Origin of the sequence: Adhaeribacter soli, assembly GCF_008727925.1 — a bacterium.
GTDB lineage: Bacteria > Bacteroidota > Bacteroidia > Cytophagales > Hymenobacteraceae > Adhaeribacter_A > Adhaeribacter_A soli.
In genome coordinates this window covers 534,241-552,240 of record NZ_VTWT01000002.1, presented here as the reverse complement: position 1 = coordinate 552,240, position 18,000 = coordinate 534,241, and the positions used below count along the sequence as shown (strand labels likewise).

Genomic DNA, 18,000 nt, shown 5'->3' with positions numbered 1-18,000 from the left:
TGCAACCGCGGAGTTTTTTGTGGGCAAGATTCAGCAAGGCGCTAAACCAGTTCTTTGCTTTTCACCACCCGTTTCAAAGCCATTACATAACCCAGGTGCAAGCCTTCGTGAAACGGCAGAAACGCAATGGCCTCGTCAATGTTTTTTATGTCCACGCCATAGCGGGTAGTCCAGGGCGTGTAGTTCGTAAAAATGTTTTGCGCGTAATCTTTTTCCAGCTGGTCTAAAGAAGCAAACAGAAGGGTTTTTATTTCTTCTACCGCTTCGGCGCTTACAACTTTTTCGGGCTTACTTTCCGGTTTGTAAGCTTTGAAATAGTCCTCAGTAATTACCGGCATTTTCAGGCCCGCCCGGAAATAACAAACGCCCTGCTGGGCCGCCGTTAAATGGGCCACGTTCCAGATAATGTTGTTGTTAAACCCCGCCGGAATTTCGTTCAGTTCTTCGGTGGAAAGGTCTTTGATCAGGTTGAGTAAAGCTTCGCGGGTTTTGCGGATGGTGGCTATTTGCGGGTGCATGGTTCGGGTAAATTAGTTGAAAAGGGAAGGATGAATTTTGCCCGAATTTAGAAGAAAGTTACGATTTAGCTAAATCAAAATTGCAGAATTTTTGTTGACTAAAAAGAAACTTTTGTAAAATTTCAGTGTATATTTGGGTACCAAAGCAGGCATCTGAAAAATGAATGTGATCAGTTATAAAGCTATAAGCAACTATTGCCAGACGAATGCAAATGCTGAACAGGCTTTAAAAACCTGGTTTAAAACGGTTTCGAAAACGGCATGGAAAGACCTAAAAGAACTGAAAAAAGATTATCCCTCGGCGGATTATGTAGGCGATAACCGGATCGTTTTCAATATTAAAGGCAACCATTACCGGTTGGTAGCGCGCGTGGTATTTGAGTACAAGCGGGTAATGGTGAAATGGATCGGAACCCACGCCGAGTACGACAAAATTGATGTCCTGAAAGTGTAGCTTGTAATGGATTTTGAAATGAAACGGAATATGAAAATAATAAAACCCCTAACCACGGAAGCCGAATACGATGCCGCCGTTGCCAGAATAGAAGAAATCTTCGAGGCTGCCCCCGGCACGCCAGCCGGCGATGAATTGCATATTTTAACGCTTTTGGTGAAGGAATATGATGAGCAACATTATTCCATTGGTAATCCTGACCCGATAGAAGCCATTAAGATAAGAATGGAAGACTTGGGCTGGAAAGATAAAGACCTCGTTCCATTTATCGGCGACAAAGCAACTGTTTCAAAGATCCTGAACCGGAAAAGACCACTTACACTTGAGATGGTCCGGAAACTAGCAGCAGCTTTAAGTTTGCCTGCGGAAGTATTGATTAAAGAATATGCGCTGGCGGCGTAAATTTTACCATTCAAAACAGTAGGAAGCAGAAGGGAAAAACTCCGCTATAAGAGTTGAAGTGGAGTTTTACTTTTAATGTTCCTTATTCCATCACCTTGGTCTGTGGCGCACAGACCGAAGCACTGCCGTCTACTTTCAATTACTCAAACCTCTCCCCATAATGCGTAAATAGATTAAAAGTATCTTCGCCTGTTTCATAAAAGCGCGCCGAAGACCAATAATAATCTTCAGGGCTCGCAGCTAAATTCCACTTTTCTTGTAATGGATTCAAATGAATATAAAGCAATTTTTGCTCGAATTTTGCTTTGCTATCCATTAAAACCGCTAAGGCATCACGTTGCCAGATCCGGTATTGCCTTTCTTTTTCCTGCACCTTGAAATAAGGTAATACCTCTTGATGCTGTAGTTTTAGGTCTTTGATAATTTCGTGACTGGTAATTTTATTGAAGCTGGCATGCGGCATTTCCCGGCCATTTTTCTGCAACGGTTCCCAGAGTAGATGCAAATGGTTCGGCATAATTACCAGGCCATAAACTGCAAAAAGGTTTTTCTGTTTCAATTCCAGCAGCGCCTGGATAATGAGTTGCTTATACTTATCCGGTTTTAGCAGATTTCTCCAATCTTTGATCGTGTTTGTCCAGAAATAAACCTCGCCCAAAACCAAGGTCGATTTTCGCAAAGGCTGAAAGTAGTTTAAGTCCGGCATTTACATTTTTCAGAAGGTTTAGCTCAGGTATTCGGGTTCCTATGGAAATGGTTATGAAAGACAGTTAAAAGTTCAGTGCTAAGTGAAACAGTAGAAGGGTGGTCTGTGCGCCACAGACCACGGTAAAAATTGGTAAGTTTATAAAGCATTTTGATCGAGTTAGTTAATACCTTCATCCAGCTCACCTCGGTCTGTGGCGCACAGACCGAAGCACTACAATCAAAAGTCAGCAGAAATCGCTATCCTTTTTTGTCTAAAAGCTACTCCGCACTGCTACCACTCGCCCCACCTGAACCCTGCTGCCTCAACTGCTCCCGCATCGGGTTACTCCCGCGTTCACTCCGCTCCTTAAACAACTCAAACCGCGATGGCGCTAGCTTCCGCGGGAAACTGTTGTTGCTCAGATCAACGTCAGCCGTTTCTAAAAATGGATCCAATGTAAACGACACCACCGGCTTTTCAGTAATAAAAACCTTGGTTACTTTTTCGTTGTTCAGGCGCCAGATCTCGGCCGGAATGCGTACGGTTTCTTCTGTACCATCTTCAAATTTCATCTGCACAATGAGCGGCATAATTAACCCGCCAATATTTCGGAAATCGACTTCGTAAAAGTGCAGGCCTTTGTCCAGAATGGCTTTTTCGGAAGGCGAAAGCGAGTTGTAATAAGCTTGGTAACGGGCTTTATCCGAAGCCGTGGTTTCCAGCGGATTGTAGGCGTTGTAGAAATCTTTCAGCTCCGGTTTTTCGTCAACCAACGTGCGGGAAATACTTTTCAGGTTTTCCTGCTGCGATAAGGTTTTTGGTTCGGCATTCCGGGCGCTTAGTTTCTTGGCATTTTCGATTTCCGGGTTTTTGGAGTCGATGGTGTACCATTTTACGCTTTCCAGGGCAATGTCGGTGTGGTCGGTGGTGTAGAACCAGCCGCGCCAGAACCAGTCCAGGTCCACACCCGAAGCATCTTCCATGGTCCGGAAAAAGTCGGCGGGCATGGGGTGTTTGAATTTCCAGCGGCGCGAATATTCCTTGAATGCATAATCGAAAAGTTCGCGGCCCATTACCGTTTCGCGCAGAATGTTAAGGGCCGTGGCCGGTTTGCCGTACGCGTTATTCCCGAACTGCTGAATGCTTTCCGAATTGGTCATGATCGGCTCCAGCGTGCTTTTGTCGCTTTTCATGTAGTCCACAATTTTGTAGGGTTCGCCGCGACGGCTCGGGTAATCGCGCTGCCATTCCTGTTCGGTTAAATACTGCACAAACGTGTTCAGGCCTTCGTCCATCCAGCTCCACTGGCGCTCGTCGGAGTTAATGATCATCGGGAAAAAGTTGTGGCCCACTTCGTGAATGATCACCGAGATCATGCCGTACTTGGTTTGCTCCGAATAGGTGCCATCCGCCTCCGGGCGACCGCCGTTAAAGCTCAGCATCGGGTATTCCATGCCGCCCACCGCGCCGTGCACCGAAATACAAACCGGGTAGGGGTAAGGCACCGTAAATTTCGAGTAAACTTTCAGCGTGTGCGCAATTACTTCGGTAGAGTACTGGCCCCAGAGCGGATTTCCTTCCTTCGGGTAGAAGGACATCGCCATTACCGGTTTGCCTTCGATGTTCACCTGCATGGCATCCCAGATAAATTTACGCGAACTGGCCCAGGCAAAATCGCGCACGTTTTTAGCCGTAAACGTCCAGGTTTTCTTTTTGCCGGCTTTGCTTTTTTCGTTCTTTTCCGCTTCGGCCTGGCTAACGATCAAAACCGGTTTTTTGGTGTTTTCGGCTTTTTTCAACCGGCTTTTCATTTCCGAAGTCAAAACCTGTTCGGCGTTCTGCAGTTCGCCGGTGGCGGTAACCAAATGGTCGGCCGGCACGGTTAAGCTCACTTTGTAATCGCCGAAAGGCAGGGCAAATTCCCCGCGGCCCAGGTATTGTTTGTGCTGCCAGCCGTTCACGTCGTCGTACACCGCCATGCGTGGAAACCACTGCGCCATCTGGTACAAATAATTGCCGTCTTTCTCGAAATATTCGTAACCGCTGCGCCCGCCAATTTTCCGCTGATTATTAATGTTGTGGTGCCATTTGATGGTGAAACTGTAGCTGCCTTTCGGATTTAAGGTTTGCGGCAGATCCACGCGCATCATGGTTTTGTTGATCGTGTATTTCAGCGCTTTGTTCGTTTTCGCATCCTTCACGCTTTCAATCTTAAAACCGCCGTCAAAACCCTGCTGCTGCATGTATTCCACCGCCGAAAACGTCATGCGGTCTTTAATTTCCCCGGTCCGGGTCAGGGCCGTAATGCTTTCCTTGTCGAAAATATTTTGGTCTAATTGCACCCACAAATACGTCAGCTTATCCGGCGAAAGGTTTGTGTAGGTAATGGTTTCGGTACCTTTCAGAGACTGGTTATCGTCGTTCAGTTCGGCGGAAATCACGTAATCGGCGCGCTGCTGCCAGTACTGGTGACCGGGCGCGCCGGAAGCCGTGCGGTAGGTATTCGGCGTGGGCAATTCCTGGGCCAGTTGCCGGAATTTGCTCTGGTCGGTATTATTCTGGGCAAAAGCCGGAGCAACGGAGAACGCTATGAAAACAGCAGCAAAAAGTCGTTTCAGCATTTATATTGAAATGAGAAAATTAGAAAATGAGGGAATGTGAAAATGCCGGTTTCAGAAAGCAAAAGCGCATTCCTGATCAAGATACAATTTTTAGGGGAGAATTGGAAATTCGTTAACTGAAGTCAACGGCAATGGATAATTTGCAGGGAGTCTGAGGGATGGTGAAATGTATTATTGCCGTCTGCTCGAGCTGACGACGCAGGCTAAGATATTTGGATGGCTTTAACCCGAATTTTTCGACTGTAGTTCAGGAGAATTGAAGCCTTCTAATCGTATTTGAGATGGGAAAATCAAAGTAGCGCAGGGTTAAAACCCAATGCGTCAACTTAAAAAAAAATGAATTGAAATATTGCGTCATCCCGAAGGAAGTTGGGGGAACTTATGGGGCCATTCCACATTTATTTTTATTGTAAGACCTGTCTTGCTACGCTCGTCAGCTCATTGTAACTCCCGTAAGTTTTCTTGGCTTCGCTCGAAATGACGTTCCTTTTCTAAAGTTGATGCATTGGCTTTAACCCCTGCGCTACTTTATTATCAGCTGGCAAAAATCCCGAAAAGAATATAAATTGAAACCAAAGCCGTAACTCCCGAAACCACCATGATCCAGGTTTTCCGCGGCAACAACCGGACGGCAAAAGTATTCAATAGTAAAGCCAGCAACACGATCAGCACCTGACCGATCTCGATGCCTACGTTAAACGCGAACAACTCTAAAACCGGCTTGCTTTCCTTGCCTAAAAGTGAACGGAGGTAATTTGAAAAACCCATGCCATGGATCAAACCAAAACCGGCGGCCAGCAGGTTTTGCAGCCCAAACCCTACCGTTTTTTGTTCGGGTCTGGCATATTGGTAAATATTGAAAAGGCTTGTGAAAAGAATGGTAACCGGAATCAGGGTTTCAATTAAGCTTTCATTAACCGGAATGATCTGCAGCACGGCTAACGCCAGCGTAACTGAATGCCCAATGGTAAAGGCTGTTGCCAGCAGCACCACGTTCCGCCAGTTGCGCCAGATAAAAGGTGCGGCCAGGGCTACCAGAAAGGCCAGGTGGTCATACGCCTGTAAATTGAAAATGTGGTGAAATCCGACCTGTAAATAAGCCGAAAAGGTGGAAGCGTTCAAATGGCGAAGAGTTGTTTCCCAAAGTTAAAAGAAAACCTGCGAATCCTGATAATCAGGAACGGAACTCTGGAAACAACATTCTTCTCCTGGCAGAAAAGATCAGAATGGAATTTATTTTTTCCGCAACCAGCTGTAAGCCGGGCGGTAGTAGAAAGATGGTTTTACGGGATATTTTTTCATGGCAATAATTCTTAATAATTAAAGAGTGAGTTAGAGGAATTTTTTCGCTGGAAAACTTACAGAAGATTCAGTAATACTTTCATGCCAGTAGACAAGCTATTGTTGAAAAGGGTTGCCTGGAAGGGCCTGTTCTGTTTGGTTGCAGGAACCGGAGCCTTTCAGATAATAACCAGCTAAGCTTGTTTTGGTTTAAAGAATAGTAGCTTTTTATATAAAAAAGTGCTCATGAAAAAAGCCCCGGCAAATCTGCCGGGGCTTTTCAGGGTAAGTTAATCTAAAGTTTATTGTACAATTAATCGGGTTACCTGCACACCTTTCTCAGAGGTTACTTTCAGCAGGTAAGTACCCGCAGCTAATCCTTTTAGATTGATGTTTTTGGCGTTGCCGTCAGCCGCTACTTTCTCAGAAGTAATTTGCTGACCGGCCAGATTGTAAAGTACTACAGCAGCATCTTTCTGGTAACCATTCAGCTTCACGTTGAAAGAACCGGTTGTAGGGTTCGGATAAACATCTACGCTCATGCCAGGCAGATTAGCCGCTATGCCGGAAATGTTCACTACCACCGCAGTAGAAGGAGCCGAGTCGCAGCCATTGGCAGTTACCACTACCGTATAAGAACCATTAGCAGTGGCCGTATAGGAAGCACCGGTAGCGCCGGAAATAGCAGTGCCGTTCAGGAACCACTGGTTGCCAGCAGTTACAGAAGAAGTAAGCACATTGCCATTCTGGGTAATAGTAGGCGTAGCAGGAACAGCGTTCACGGTTACCACAGTAGCAGTAGAAGCAGCCGAAGGACAGCCATTTGCAGTAGCTACTACCGTATAGGAACCAGCCGTTGAAGCTGTGTAAGTAGCAGAGGTGGCACCAGCTATAGCAGTTCCATTTTCAAACCACTGGAAGGTAGCTCCGGCTGTGGTAGCAGCAGCAGTTAAAGCTACCGAACCGCCTGTACAAATAGTAGTAGCGCCGCCAGCCGTTACCGTTGGAATAGCTGTCAAAGCGTTAGCAGTTACAACTGTAGCCGTAGAAGCAGTAGAAGGGCAGCCGCTAGCTGTTGCTACTACCGTGTAAGAGCCGCTGGCATTAACAATATAAGTAGCATTTGTAGCGCCAGAAATGGCAATGCCATTTTCGAACCACTGGTAAGTAGCGCCGGCAGTGGTAGAGGCAGCAGTTAACGTAACGGTTCCGCCTGAGCAGAAAGTAGTAGCGCCACCAGCCGTTATTGTAGGCGTTGCAGCCGGAGCATTTACCGTTACAGCTGTAGCCGTAGATGCAGCCGAAGGACAGCCGTTAGCCGTAGCTACAACGGTATAAGCACCGGCAGCACTGGCAGTATAGGTAGCCGTATTCGTACCAGAAATAGCGATACCGTTCAGGAACCACTCATAGGTAGCACCGGTAGTGGAGGAAGCCGCAGTAAGTACAACTGAACCGCCGGAGCAGAAGGTGGTAGCGCCACCTGCCGTAATGGTTGGTGTGGCTGCCGGAGTATTAACGGTTACTACGGTAGGTATAGAGGTCGCAGTTCCGCCAGCAGTAGCAGTTACTGCTACCGTATAGGAACCAGCCGTTGAAGCGGTATAAGTAGCTGAGGTAGCGCCTGCTATAGCAACTCCATTCTCAAACCACTGGTAAGTAGCTCCCGGGATTGTAGTAACAGCTGTTAGGGTGACAGTACCCCCCGTACAGAAGGTAGTTGGGCCGCTGGCGGTTACGGTTGGAATGTCACCCAGGAAAATATTATCAAGGAACAAATCATTATCCTGCGGATCATTAACAGTACCTTCGGTAGCATAAAAGCCCACAATAATGTTTTGGCCGGCATACGCCGCTAAACTTACCGTTTCAGTTTGCCCGGTATTGCTGATAGAAGTAGAAGCATCGTATATCTGAACTGGTGTAAAAGTAGTGCCGCAGTCGGTGGAAACCATAACAACCAAGGCGTCGTCAGACCCCAGGGTGGTAGCAGTAGTTACATTGTCATTTGTTAATGCCAGGTCGAATTTAAGAACGGTTGAGGCAGAAGCAGCTACTTTGGGGCCAATGATCCAATCCTTGTCCGTTGCAGCGTCCAGGTTTATGTTTGCTGCCGCCCCGTTTGCATGTCCTGCAACATTAGCAAAATTAGCATCTGTCCAGGAAGAAGAAGTTCCGGCTGGTATTATCCCATCAGCCTCGGACCAGCCCGTGAAAACAGCAGTTAAGTTAGCGCCGGTAAATCCGGTAAAATTTACCACCTGAGGTAAGGCCAGAATTGGCGCTACTGTGCGGGAAATAGCTGTAGAATTATTATTGGCCGGGTTCCCGTCGCCGGTTAAAATTGTTTCTCCTACAAAAGTATAAGTTCCTGCCGTAGTCATATTCAGGGTGCCAACGTTTACGTTCATAGCGGCACGCGGGGCTAAGGTTCCGGTAGAAAGTGTAGTGGTAATAACCTGAGTAACCGCGCCGGAAACATTAACGGAAACCGTAGCCGGGTTAGCAGCAAAATCCAGAATATTAGTCCCAAAATTTTCGATCCTTACGGTAACGGTTTGGTTGGCAGTATAACAGCCTGAGGCAATAGGAGCTACTAAAAGGTTGGCGCCCAGATCCAAAGCAGGGGGAGTGCCCAGGTAAAGGTTATCTATAAACAGGTCATTATCTTCCGGGTCGTTTACGGTGCCCTCCGTAGCAAAAAGTGCAACTACAATGTCCTGGCCAGCAAAGGAAGCCAGGCTAATGGTTTCGGTCTGGCCGGTATTGCTTATAGGGGTTGTAGCACTGTAAGTCCGGACCGGGGTATACGTTACGCCGCAATCCGTAGAAACCATTACCTGCAGCTGGTCGTCGGTGCCCAGGGTTGCAGTTGCAGTAGCATCGGCAGTAGTAAGTGCAAGGTCGAATTTTAAAGCAGTGGTTGCAGTGGCCGTAACTTTCGGGCTTACCAGCCAAACTCTATCGGTGGTGCCATCCAGGTTAATTCTGGCAGCTGCACCGTATGGTCCTCCGGTCACATTGGCAAAGTCATCATCCGTCCAGTTGGAAGAACTGCCCGTGCCAGCTGCGGTGCTCGCTTCACTCCAACCTTCAGCAACGGCCTCCAGATTCGCTCCGGTATAGCCCGTAAAGTTAACAAACTGAGGAAGTGGAGCCAGAAGCTGCCTGCCGGAAAAATTAACGTTTGCAGAAAACATGGCATCATTAACCGCTCGCGTGTCGCCGGCTACAACAGTAGTAGCATCGAAGGTATAGGTTCCGGGAGTGGTTATTGCAAAGTTGCTCGTAATAGTTACGTTCTGAGTGGCTCCAGGAGCCAACGTGCCCGTGCTTACCGTTAATGCCGGGAAATTGGTGGTAACGGTACCTGTCTTAACCGAGGCATTAACAGTGGCCGGTGTGGTGGCAAAATCTATCGGGGCGGTACCATTATTTTTAATTGAAACAATAACCGGTTGATTTTGGGAAATGCAGCCGGTTACTGTTGCCGGCGAAACCAGCCCTGTTGTTGTTACATCCAACGCTGAAGGAGCAACCCGGGTAAACGTGTAAAGGAGGGGAGCTGCCGGTTTAGTGCCAATGTTGCTGGTCTCGGTTAGATAACTAATAGTTGGCGTGGCGCTAAATCCATTTACCGAAAGGAAGTTCCCTGGTCCGGTTCCTACACCTGCTATCCCTACAGAAGCAGATCCTGAATTTACCGCACCGCTTTCCGGACGATAAACAAATTCGATCTTGTTGGTGCCTTCGTATAATTTAACCTGAAAAGAAACTACCGGGGCAGTTGATAATAAATTAAATTCCCAGTTAAGCCACTCAAACGTGAATACCCTGGAGCCGGCAGTGCCGGTTACTTCGTAAGAAGCATTAGATCCGCCGGTGGCGCGTCCGTCCAGGTCATCCCAGAGTGGGGCGAGGAGTGGACGGTTGGCTGCAGCGGTTGCAGCTAAATCGTTTAGAGTGGTAGTGGTAGCACCAGTGTTAAAAGAAAACAGCCCGTTTGAACTTGCTCTGAATTGGGTATAGTTTACCCCATCAAAGTTAAAAGTAAAGCCAATGTTGGTGGCTGGCATTACATAGGTATCGGCTTTCATGGCCGCCACCTGAGTAGCGGATGCAGGCAGAGGGGTGAAAGTACCAGAAGTGGCCGCAAAATCATAATTATTCATGATTGTCTGTGCTTGGCTTTCTGCTGAATAAATCCAGGAAGAAAGTAAAACAGCACCGCCTGCCACCGTTCTGACAGTGTACGTTTCTAACCTTTGTACCAAAGAATGCCAAGACCTTTTAAGTTTACGTGATAACCCTTGTTTCATACTTAAGTTTAAATTTAAAATAGTTGATGATTGGTTTTAGGTGAGAGGTAGGAATTGAAGGATGGTAAAATTCATTAAATGAAGATTAAATGGGAGTTTCCAAATATAAAATTTTTATTAATAACATTATAATAAATAGAATTTTAATTGGTTGTTGAACTCCTTTTAAAAACGCTATGCTTTGCTTCAAAAAAACAGGATCAAAAAAAAAGCCCCGGCAAACTGCCGGGGCTTTTCAGGGTAAGTTAATCTAAAGTTTATTGTACAATTAATCTGGTTACCTGCACACCTTTCTCAGAAGTTACTTTCAGCAGGTAAGTACCCGCCGCTAATCCTTTAAGGCTGATGTTTTTGGCATTACCCTCGGCAGTTACTTTTTCGGCAGCGATCTGCTGACCAGCCAGGTTGTAAAGTACCACGGTAGCATCTTTCTGATAGCCTTTCAGCTTCACGTTGAATGAACCTGTTGCCGGATTCGGATAAACATCTACGCTCATGCCAGCCAGTGCATCGGCAATGCCGGAAATACCAACAACCACAGCTGCAGACGGAGCCGAGTCGCAACCATTGGTGGTTACCACTACGGTGTAAGAACCATTGGCTGTAGCGGTATAAGTTGCGCTGGTAGCGCCCGGAATAGCCGTTCCGTTCAGGAACCACTGGTTGCCTGTAGTAGCAGATGAAGTAAGTACGTTGCCATTCTGGGTAACGGTTGGCGTAGCCGGAGCAGCGTTCACGGTTACCACCGTAGCCGTAGAAGCAGCAGAAGGGCAGCCGTTAGTCAATGCCACTACGGTGTAAGAACCACTGGCATTGGCATTGTAGGTAGCACTATTTGCATTAGGAATTACCGTACCGTTCAGGAACCACTCATACGTAGCGCCGGCCGTAGTAGAAGCAGCCGTTAAAGCCACCGAACCGCCTGCACAGAAAGTAGTAGCGCCGCCGGCTGTTACCGTTGGAATGGCTGGTGCCGCATTTACCGTTACGGTAACCGGAACCAGGTTCGAGGCGCAAGTGTTTGAAATCGCCCAGTTAAAGAAATAGTAATAGTAGCCAGCTATGGTACCATCGGTAAGGGTAACGGCCCCATTAGCGGAAGTAATAGGATAATAGCTGCCAGAGGCAGGAGCAAAATCGCGGATCAGTTCTACAGCTGCTGTTTGCTCCAGGGTATAACCTGTGCCGGCCGGAACGCTGAAGTTTAAAGGTACAGTTACCGGCTTCAGGCTTGTAGAGCCGGGAACGGTGTAGGAGGTGGTAGCTATAACAGCGTTGGCTGCATCTTTCAGGTTGATAACCAGCGTACCGCCGGCTGCTGAGTTCGGATAAACCACCACCGACTGCAAGGTAAACGCGCTGTTCGCATTGAATTTTATTCCACCTGAACCTGCGAATGATCCATCCCCACCGATGGTAGAAGTTCTACCCGTGTATTCAGTTCCGGAAGCAATTGCTTCTACATAATAGGTTGTATTTGCGGTAACAGTAGGAGAGTAAGTTAATCCGGTGCTTACCGGGGTGCCACCAGTACTAGAGGTGTACCAGTTAATGGTGGTGTTGTTGCTGGCAGTAGCGGTAAGGGTAACAGGGCCACTACCACAAGTGTTTACGTTACTAGCTGTAAATACCGGGTTGTATGAAGTAAGGCTGTAAGTAATGGTATCGTTACTGGTATATAACTCGCTGCTTAAGCCGGTGTAGAGTTTAAGGTTGTAAGTACCGCCGGCAGCAAAGTTAGCATTGGCAGTAAAACAGTGACGTAAGGTATCGCCCGGCTGGATCGGTCCGGCCAGGATCTCATTTACAGCAACTCCGTTATTAATTCTGTAAGACACCGGGATATTGCTTTGCACGGCAGTGCCTTCATTTCTTACTACTATACACACCTGCTCGCTGCTGGTAAGGCCGCAAGCCGACTTAGAAGTTTTAACAATAATCGGAGATAGATCGTTGGCAAACTGGTTTCTGATGATTACATCATCGATGTGCAGGTCGTAAGCGGCAGCCGGACGAGGCGTTCCGTTTTTAGCGTATAAACCAAAAATTACGTCCTGACCAGCCAGAGAAGCCAGGCTAAAGTTAAAGGTCTGTAACGTTCCGTTCAGGTTATCGGCGGAAGTGATTGTTCCCACTTTCGAGAAGCTTACCCCGCAGTTAGTTGAATACATAATAAACAGGGTATCCGATGGGTTCATGGTTCCGGCTGTAGCTGTTCCGCTGCCCGTTACGGCTGCCTTCAGTTGCAGTTGCGACGCGGTAGTTACCGGTACTTTCGGGCTGATGATCCATTCGGTGCGGGTAGTGGCAGTGGAAGTCGGGAAGTTTATTTTTGCGGTTACCGATCCCAAAGCTGTGGTTTGGGCTGTAGCAGAGCTCGTCCAGGAAGAAGTTGTTCCGGAAGGGCTGGCGCCACTGGCCTCATACCAGCCTGCTGCCGTAGAGGCTAGGTTTGCACCGGTAAAGCTGTTGAAATCAACTTTCTGAGGCAGCGCCAGAGTAGGAGCAACGGTTCTGGTCACCTGCTGCAGCGTATCGTTGTAGGTGTCAGTATCGCCGTTTATGCTGGTAAAAGCCTTGAAGCTGTAAGTGCCGGTTGCCAGCATGTTGATAGTACCAACCGATACGTTCTGCGTTGCGCCAGCTGCCAGGGTTCCGGTATTTACCGTTGCCGTTAAAGCAGCTGCTGTCGCTCCGCTTGTATTTACCCGTACGGTAGCATTGTTCGTGGCAAAGTTAATTGGGCTTGATCCGTTATTTCTGATAGTTACGGTAACGTTTTCGGCATTGCCGTAGCAGCCGGTCGAAACCGGATTAACCAGAGCCGTAACGCCCAGGTCATTTGTGGCTGGCGTTCCCAGGATAATGTTGTCGATAAACAGGTCATTGTCTTCAGGATCGTTTACGGTTCCTTCGGTAGCATAAAAGGCTACCAGTATGTCTTGACCAGCATAAGAAGCTAAACTGATCAATTCTGATTGACCAGTATTGCTGATTGGGGTAGAGGCATTAAAAGTACGGATGGCCGAATAGGTGGCACCGCAATCGGTAGAAACCATTATCCGAAGCTCATCATCAGAGCCCATGGTAGCTGCCGAAGTTCCGTTCCAGTTGGTAAGGGCTAGATCGAACCGTAAGGCCGTAGTAGCGGTAGGAGTAAACTTAGGACTGATGATCCAGACATTATCAGAAGCTGCATCCAGGTTTATTCTGGCAGCTATGCCGTGCAGTCCGCCTGTTACGTTCCCGAAATCATCACTTGTCCAGTTAGAAGTTGTACCGCTTGGGGTAGTGCCGCTTGCTTCTGTCCAACCCGGGTAAACGGTTGCCAGGTTTGAGCCGGTAAAGCCATCAAACCAAACAACCTGGGGCAGCGTAACCCTTGGAGCTACCGAGCGGGCGATAGTAATAGTGTCGTTATAATTATCAGTATCGCCGTTTATGCTGGTAAAAGCCTTGAGGTTGTAAGTGCCGGTTGCCAGCATGTTGATAGTACCAACCGATACGTTCTGCGTTGCGCCAGCTGCCAGGGTTCCGGTATTTACCGTTGCCGTTAAAGCAGCTGCTGTCGCTCCGCTTGTATTTACCCGTACGGTAGCATTGTTCGTGGCAAAGTTAATTGGGCTTGATCCGTTATTTCTGATAGTTACGGTAACGTTTTCGGCATTGCCGTAGCAGCCGGTCGAAACCGGATTAACCAGAGCCGTAACGCCCAGGTCATTTGTGGCTGGCGTTCCCAGGATAATGTTGTCGATAAACAGGTCATTGTCTTCAGGATCGTTTACGGTTCCTTCGGTAGCATAAAAGGCTACCAGTATGTCTTGACCAGCATAAGAAGCTAAACTGATCAATTCTGATTGACCAGTATTGCTGATTGGGGTAGAGGCATTAAAAGTACGGATGGCCGAATAGGTGGCACCGCAATCGGTAGAAACCATTATCCGAAGCTCATCATCAGAGCCCATGGTAGCTGCCGAAGTTCCGTTCCAGTTGGTAAGGGCTAGATCGAACCGTAAGGCCGTAGTAGCGGTAGGAGTAAACTTAGGACTGATGATCCAGACATTATCAGAAGCTGCATCCAGGTTTATTCTGGCAGCTATGCCGTGCAGTCCGCCTGTTACGTTCCCGAAATCATCACTTGTCCAGTTAGAAGTTGTACCGCTTGGGGTAGTGCCGCTTGCTTCTGTCCAACCCGGGTAAACGGTTGCCAGGTTTGAGCCGGTAAAGCCATCAAACTGAACAACCTGAGGCAATGTTAATAAACTCGGAACCTGACGGCTATCTAAAGTAACCGTGGCTGGCACCATAGCATCATTGCTGGCACGGCCATCGCCGGCTACTGTAGCAGCTGCATTAAAGGTGTACGTTCCGGCAGTACTCATATTGTAAGTAGTAGAAACCGTAACGGTCTGCGATGCTCCAGGCGCCAAAGTACCGGAATTAACGGTAACAGGCGGGAAAGTAGTTGTAGCGGTACCAACAGTGCCCGACGCATTTACGGTAACAGGAGTAGTGGCGAAATTTAAAGGAGCTGTACCATTGTTTTTAATGGAAACCTGTACCGTTTGGTTTGGCCCGAAACAGCCGCTAGGCGTAGCGCTAGGAGCTACCAGACCTGTAGTTGCTATATCTATGGCTGAAGGTACAACTCTGGTAAAGGTATAGGTTTGGCCGGCTGCCGGCTTGGAGCTGATGTTGGTCGTCTCGGTTGTATAGCTGGCAGAAGGATTGGTGCTCAGGTTATTCAAGGAAATAAAGTTTCCTAAACCGGTACCTACTCCGGCAATCCCTACCGAGGCGCCTCCCGAATTTACACTTCCGCTTTCAGGACGATATATGAATTCAATTTTGTTTGAGCCTTCGTAGAGTTTTACCTGGAAAGAAATTACCGGGGCATTGGAGCTCCAGTTAAATTCCCAGTTAAGCCACTCATAGGTAAAGACCCGCGAGCCGGCAGTACCGGTTACTTCGTAAGCGGCATTGGATCCGCCGGTTGCCTTACCGTCTAAATCATCCCACAACGGCGCTAATAAAGGCCGGCGGGCTGCAGTAGTGGCTGCCAAGTCATTGGTCGCAGTATTAGTCGAAGAGGTACCAAATGAAATGTAGCCGTCTGAGCTTACCCTAAAATTGGAATAATCAACACCATCGAAGTTAAAGGTAAACCCAATCGGTGTAGCAGGAGAGAGGTACCCATCCGCTTTTACCAGAGGCATTTGCGTTGCTGAGGCGCCTAGGGGAGTAAACGTCCCGCTGGAAGCGCTGAAATCGTAATTGTTCTGAATGGATTGGGCAATGAGGTTCGTTGGGTTGAGTGTAGTTCCTAACAGTAGACCTCCGGCCACAGCCGAGACCTTTCCGAATCTTTTTAAAAGCCGGGCCATTTTTGAAGAACGGGCCCTGAACTTTTGGGGTAGTTGTTTTTGCATAGTGTATAATTAAAAATTGTAAGAGTTTTTCTGATGAATAGTGCGATTAATTAAAGAATGATTTAAGGTTGTAAATAGAAGGAATATCCAACTTATAAAATTCAGTTATTAGATTAAATTACATAAAACTGGATTTAACTCATGGATATAGTTTTTCAAATATAATGTTATTTCTCTATTTTATTGATGAGTTTATATATTTTTTTAGTAAAACCCCAAAGAGAAAGGGTATAAGCTTTGTTGTTTTCGGGTGTATAGTGTTTAGTTGGGGTGACTTTCCCAAATTTTGAATAACGACGCACAATATTGAATTTTAGCGCAATCCGGCCTTTGATTTCAGTGCCTTTAAATGAAATTATTTTAAGAAGGCTAAACCGGAAGGGCAGGGTTGATTCATACTGGCTAATGACTATTCCCTTGAGGGAATTATAAAGGCATTAACACAATATCTGATAAAAATCAGCAGGTGTAAACATCGCTCTAACTCCCCTAAAGGGGAAAATCCTGTAGAACGAAACGGCCCTGACCGGCGGGGGGGGGGGGAATTGTCTAAGTACTGGGATAACAGATATTTTGATTTTATTTCTGAATTCCCCGATTAAAGAAGAGAAATAATGGGGGAGGTTAGTGGGATTTACTTTTTTAGAATGTTAACCTACTATTTTCTGCAAAAGGATTTTATAATGAAATTGTTACGCTGGGTTAAACCTTTGGCTTGTCCTTGTTTAGTGTTGCAGGAAAGTTTCCGTTCAGAATAATCAGGGCTGAGGGTTGTAATTCTGAAAGTTCCTGAAACCAATGATCCCGCCGGAAAGTCCGGCGGGATCATTGGTTTGTTGGGTGAATTTAGTTTAAAAAATAAGCTGTTCCTTGAAAAAGCAGTTACACGGCCTTGCTGAACATCTTCTCGGTTTCGGTAACCGTCATTTTCAAATCGAAAGCGCTGCAGATGTTCCGGATAAAGCGGAAGCCGGATGGCGTAACCTGTAAGGCCTCGGAGCCAAGCTCTATCAGCCCGTCATTTTGAAGGGAAAGCAGCTTGTCGAAAACTTCAGTCTTTATTTTATTTTTAACCGGCGAATTGCTCCAGGAGGTGGTGCCGTTGCAGGCAATATCCAGAATGTGGCGGCGTAGGGTTACATCTTCTTCGGTATGGAAATAACCTTTCAGCAGGGGAAGTTGCTCCTGTTTCAGCAGGGCGTAATATTCTTCCACCGTTTTCACGTTCTGCATATACCCATAATGGGCATCGCTGATCGAGGATACACCCAGGCCAATAAGCAGTTTGGTAGCATTGGTGGTGTAACCCATAAAGTTGCGGTGCAGGCGGTTCTCCTGCTTTGCCAGGTAAAGGTCGTCGGTAGGTTTGGCAAAATGGTCCATGCCCACGTCCAGGTAACCAGCCTGCAGCAGCATTTCCTCGCCTAAAGCATAGAGGGCGAATTTTTCTTCGTCCTGGGGCAGATCCGCCTCGGAGTAGGCCCGCTGCGACTTTTCTTTCCAGGGCACGTGCGCGTAAGAGTAAAAAGCAATGCGGTCCGGAGAAAGCGAAATTACCTGCTCGAACGTATCTTTAATGCTTTCTTCCGTCTGAAAAGGCAGGCCGTAGATCAGGTCGAAATTTACCGAATGGTAGCCGATCTCGCGCGAAACTTCCGTTACGTAAGCTACATTGCCGAAAGGCTGTACACGGTTTATGGCTTGCTGTACTTTCAGCGAAAGATCCTGCACGCCGTAACTAACCCGCCGGAAACCCACCTCGTAAAGGGCCTGCAAATGCTCGCGGGTAGTATTGTTCGGGTGGCCTTCAAAACTGAATTCATGGTTTGGATGCAGGTCCGTACCGGCCAGAATACGGGTAATGAGGTAAGTCAGGTTTTCCGGACTGAAGAAAGTAGGGGTGCCGCCGCCCAGGTGAATTTCCCGGATAACGGGTTTTGCCGGGAGCAACTGCCGGTACATTTCCCATTCTTTTAAAACAGCCTGCAGGTAAACCGGCTCCACGTTGTGGTTTTTGGTAATGCGTTTGTTGCAGCCACAGTACGTGCAAAGGCTTTCGCAAAAAGGCAGGTGAATGTACAGGCTTATGCCTTCCTCCAGATTCGTGGCCTGAAAGGTGCTCTGCACGGTCTGTTCCCAGCGGCTTTGGTCCGGCGCGGCGGTGTCCCAGAAAGGAACGGTTGGGTAACTGGTGTAACGGGGTACGGCCAGGTTGTACTTGCGGATCAGTTCAGAATTCAGGCTCATCTTTAACGGCTAAAGGTTGGGTACAAATTTCAGGATACAAA

The 18,000-nt window shown here is 47.5% G+C and carries 9 protein-coding genes; 2 read left to right on the top strand and 7 right to left on the bottom strand.

Annotated features, from left to right (window positions below):
* Window positions 1–41: 41 nt before the first annotated feature.
* Window positions 42–518 (bottom strand): DinB family protein, encoded by a 477-nt coding sequence (locus F0P94_RS05710; RefSeq protein ID WP_150902849.1) that lies wholly within the window; start codon window positions 516–518, stop codon window positions 42–44.
* Window positions 519–678: 160 nt separating this feature from the next.
* Here F0P94_RS05710 and F0P94_RS05705 point away from each other — a divergent pair, with 160 nt between their 5' ends.
* Together F0P94_RS05705 and F0P94_RS05700 are read left to right on the top strand one after the other, a co-directional pair.
* Entirely contained in the window at window positions 679–972 is a 294-nt protein-coding gene (locus F0P94_RS05705) for a type II toxin-antitoxin system HigB family toxin (RefSeq protein WP_150902848.1), read from the top strand.
* 30 nt (window positions 973–1,002) lie between these two features.
* Window positions 1,003–1,374 (top strand): helix-turn-helix domain-containing protein, encoded by a 372-nt coding sequence (locus F0P94_RS05700; protein WP_150902847.1) that lies wholly within the window; start codon window positions 1,003–1,005, stop codon window positions 1,372–1,374.
* A gap of 139 nt (window positions 1,375–1,513) precedes the next feature.
* On the opposite strand, the gene F0P94_RS05695 is transcribed toward F0P94_RS05700, so the two are convergent.
* The 6 genes from F0P94_RS05695 to hemN form a co-directional block, all read right to left on the bottom strand.
* Complete coding sequence (locus F0P94_RS05695) at window positions 1,514–2,032, bottom strand: transposase (RefSeq protein ID WP_225307126.1); 519 nt, start codon at window positions 2,030–2,032, stop codon at window positions 1,514–1,516.
* 308 nt (window positions 2,033–2,340) lie between these two features.
* Window positions 2,341–4,683 carry a M1 family metallopeptidase gene (locus tag F0P94_RS05690; protein WP_150902846.1) on the bottom strand — a complete coding sequence of 781 codons (2,343 nt, stop codon included), beginning with the start codon at window positions 4,681–4,683 and terminating at the stop codon, window positions 2,341–2,343.
* A 534-nt stretch (window positions 4,684–5,217) separates the two neighbouring features.
* Window positions 5,218–5,805: a HupE/UreJ family protein gene (locus F0P94_RS05685; protein WP_150902845.1), complete on the bottom strand. Its 588-nt coding sequence runs from the start codon at window positions 5,803–5,805 to the stop codon at window positions 5,218–5,220.
* Window positions 5,806–6,266: 461 nt separating this feature from the next.
* Window positions 6,267–10,136 carry a T9SS type A sorting domain-containing protein gene (locus F0P94_RS05680; protein WP_191906933.1) on the bottom strand — a complete coding sequence of 1,290 codons (3,870 nt, stop codon included), beginning with the start codon at window positions 10,134–10,136 and terminating at the stop codon, window positions 6,267–6,269.
* 404 nt (window positions 10,137–10,540) lie between these two features.
* Complete coding sequence (locus tag F0P94_RS05675) at window positions 10,541–15,712, bottom strand: beta strand repeat-containing protein (protein WP_150902843.1); 5,172 nt, start codon at window positions 15,710–15,712, stop codon at window positions 10,541–10,543.
* 882 nt (window positions 15,713–16,594) lie between these two features.
* Entirely contained in the window at window positions 16,595–17,959 is a 1,365-nt protein-coding gene (gene hemN / locus F0P94_RS05670) for an oxygen-independent coproporphyrinogen III oxidase (protein WP_150902842.1), read from the bottom strand.
* Window positions 17,960–18,000 lie beyond the last annotated feature (41 nt).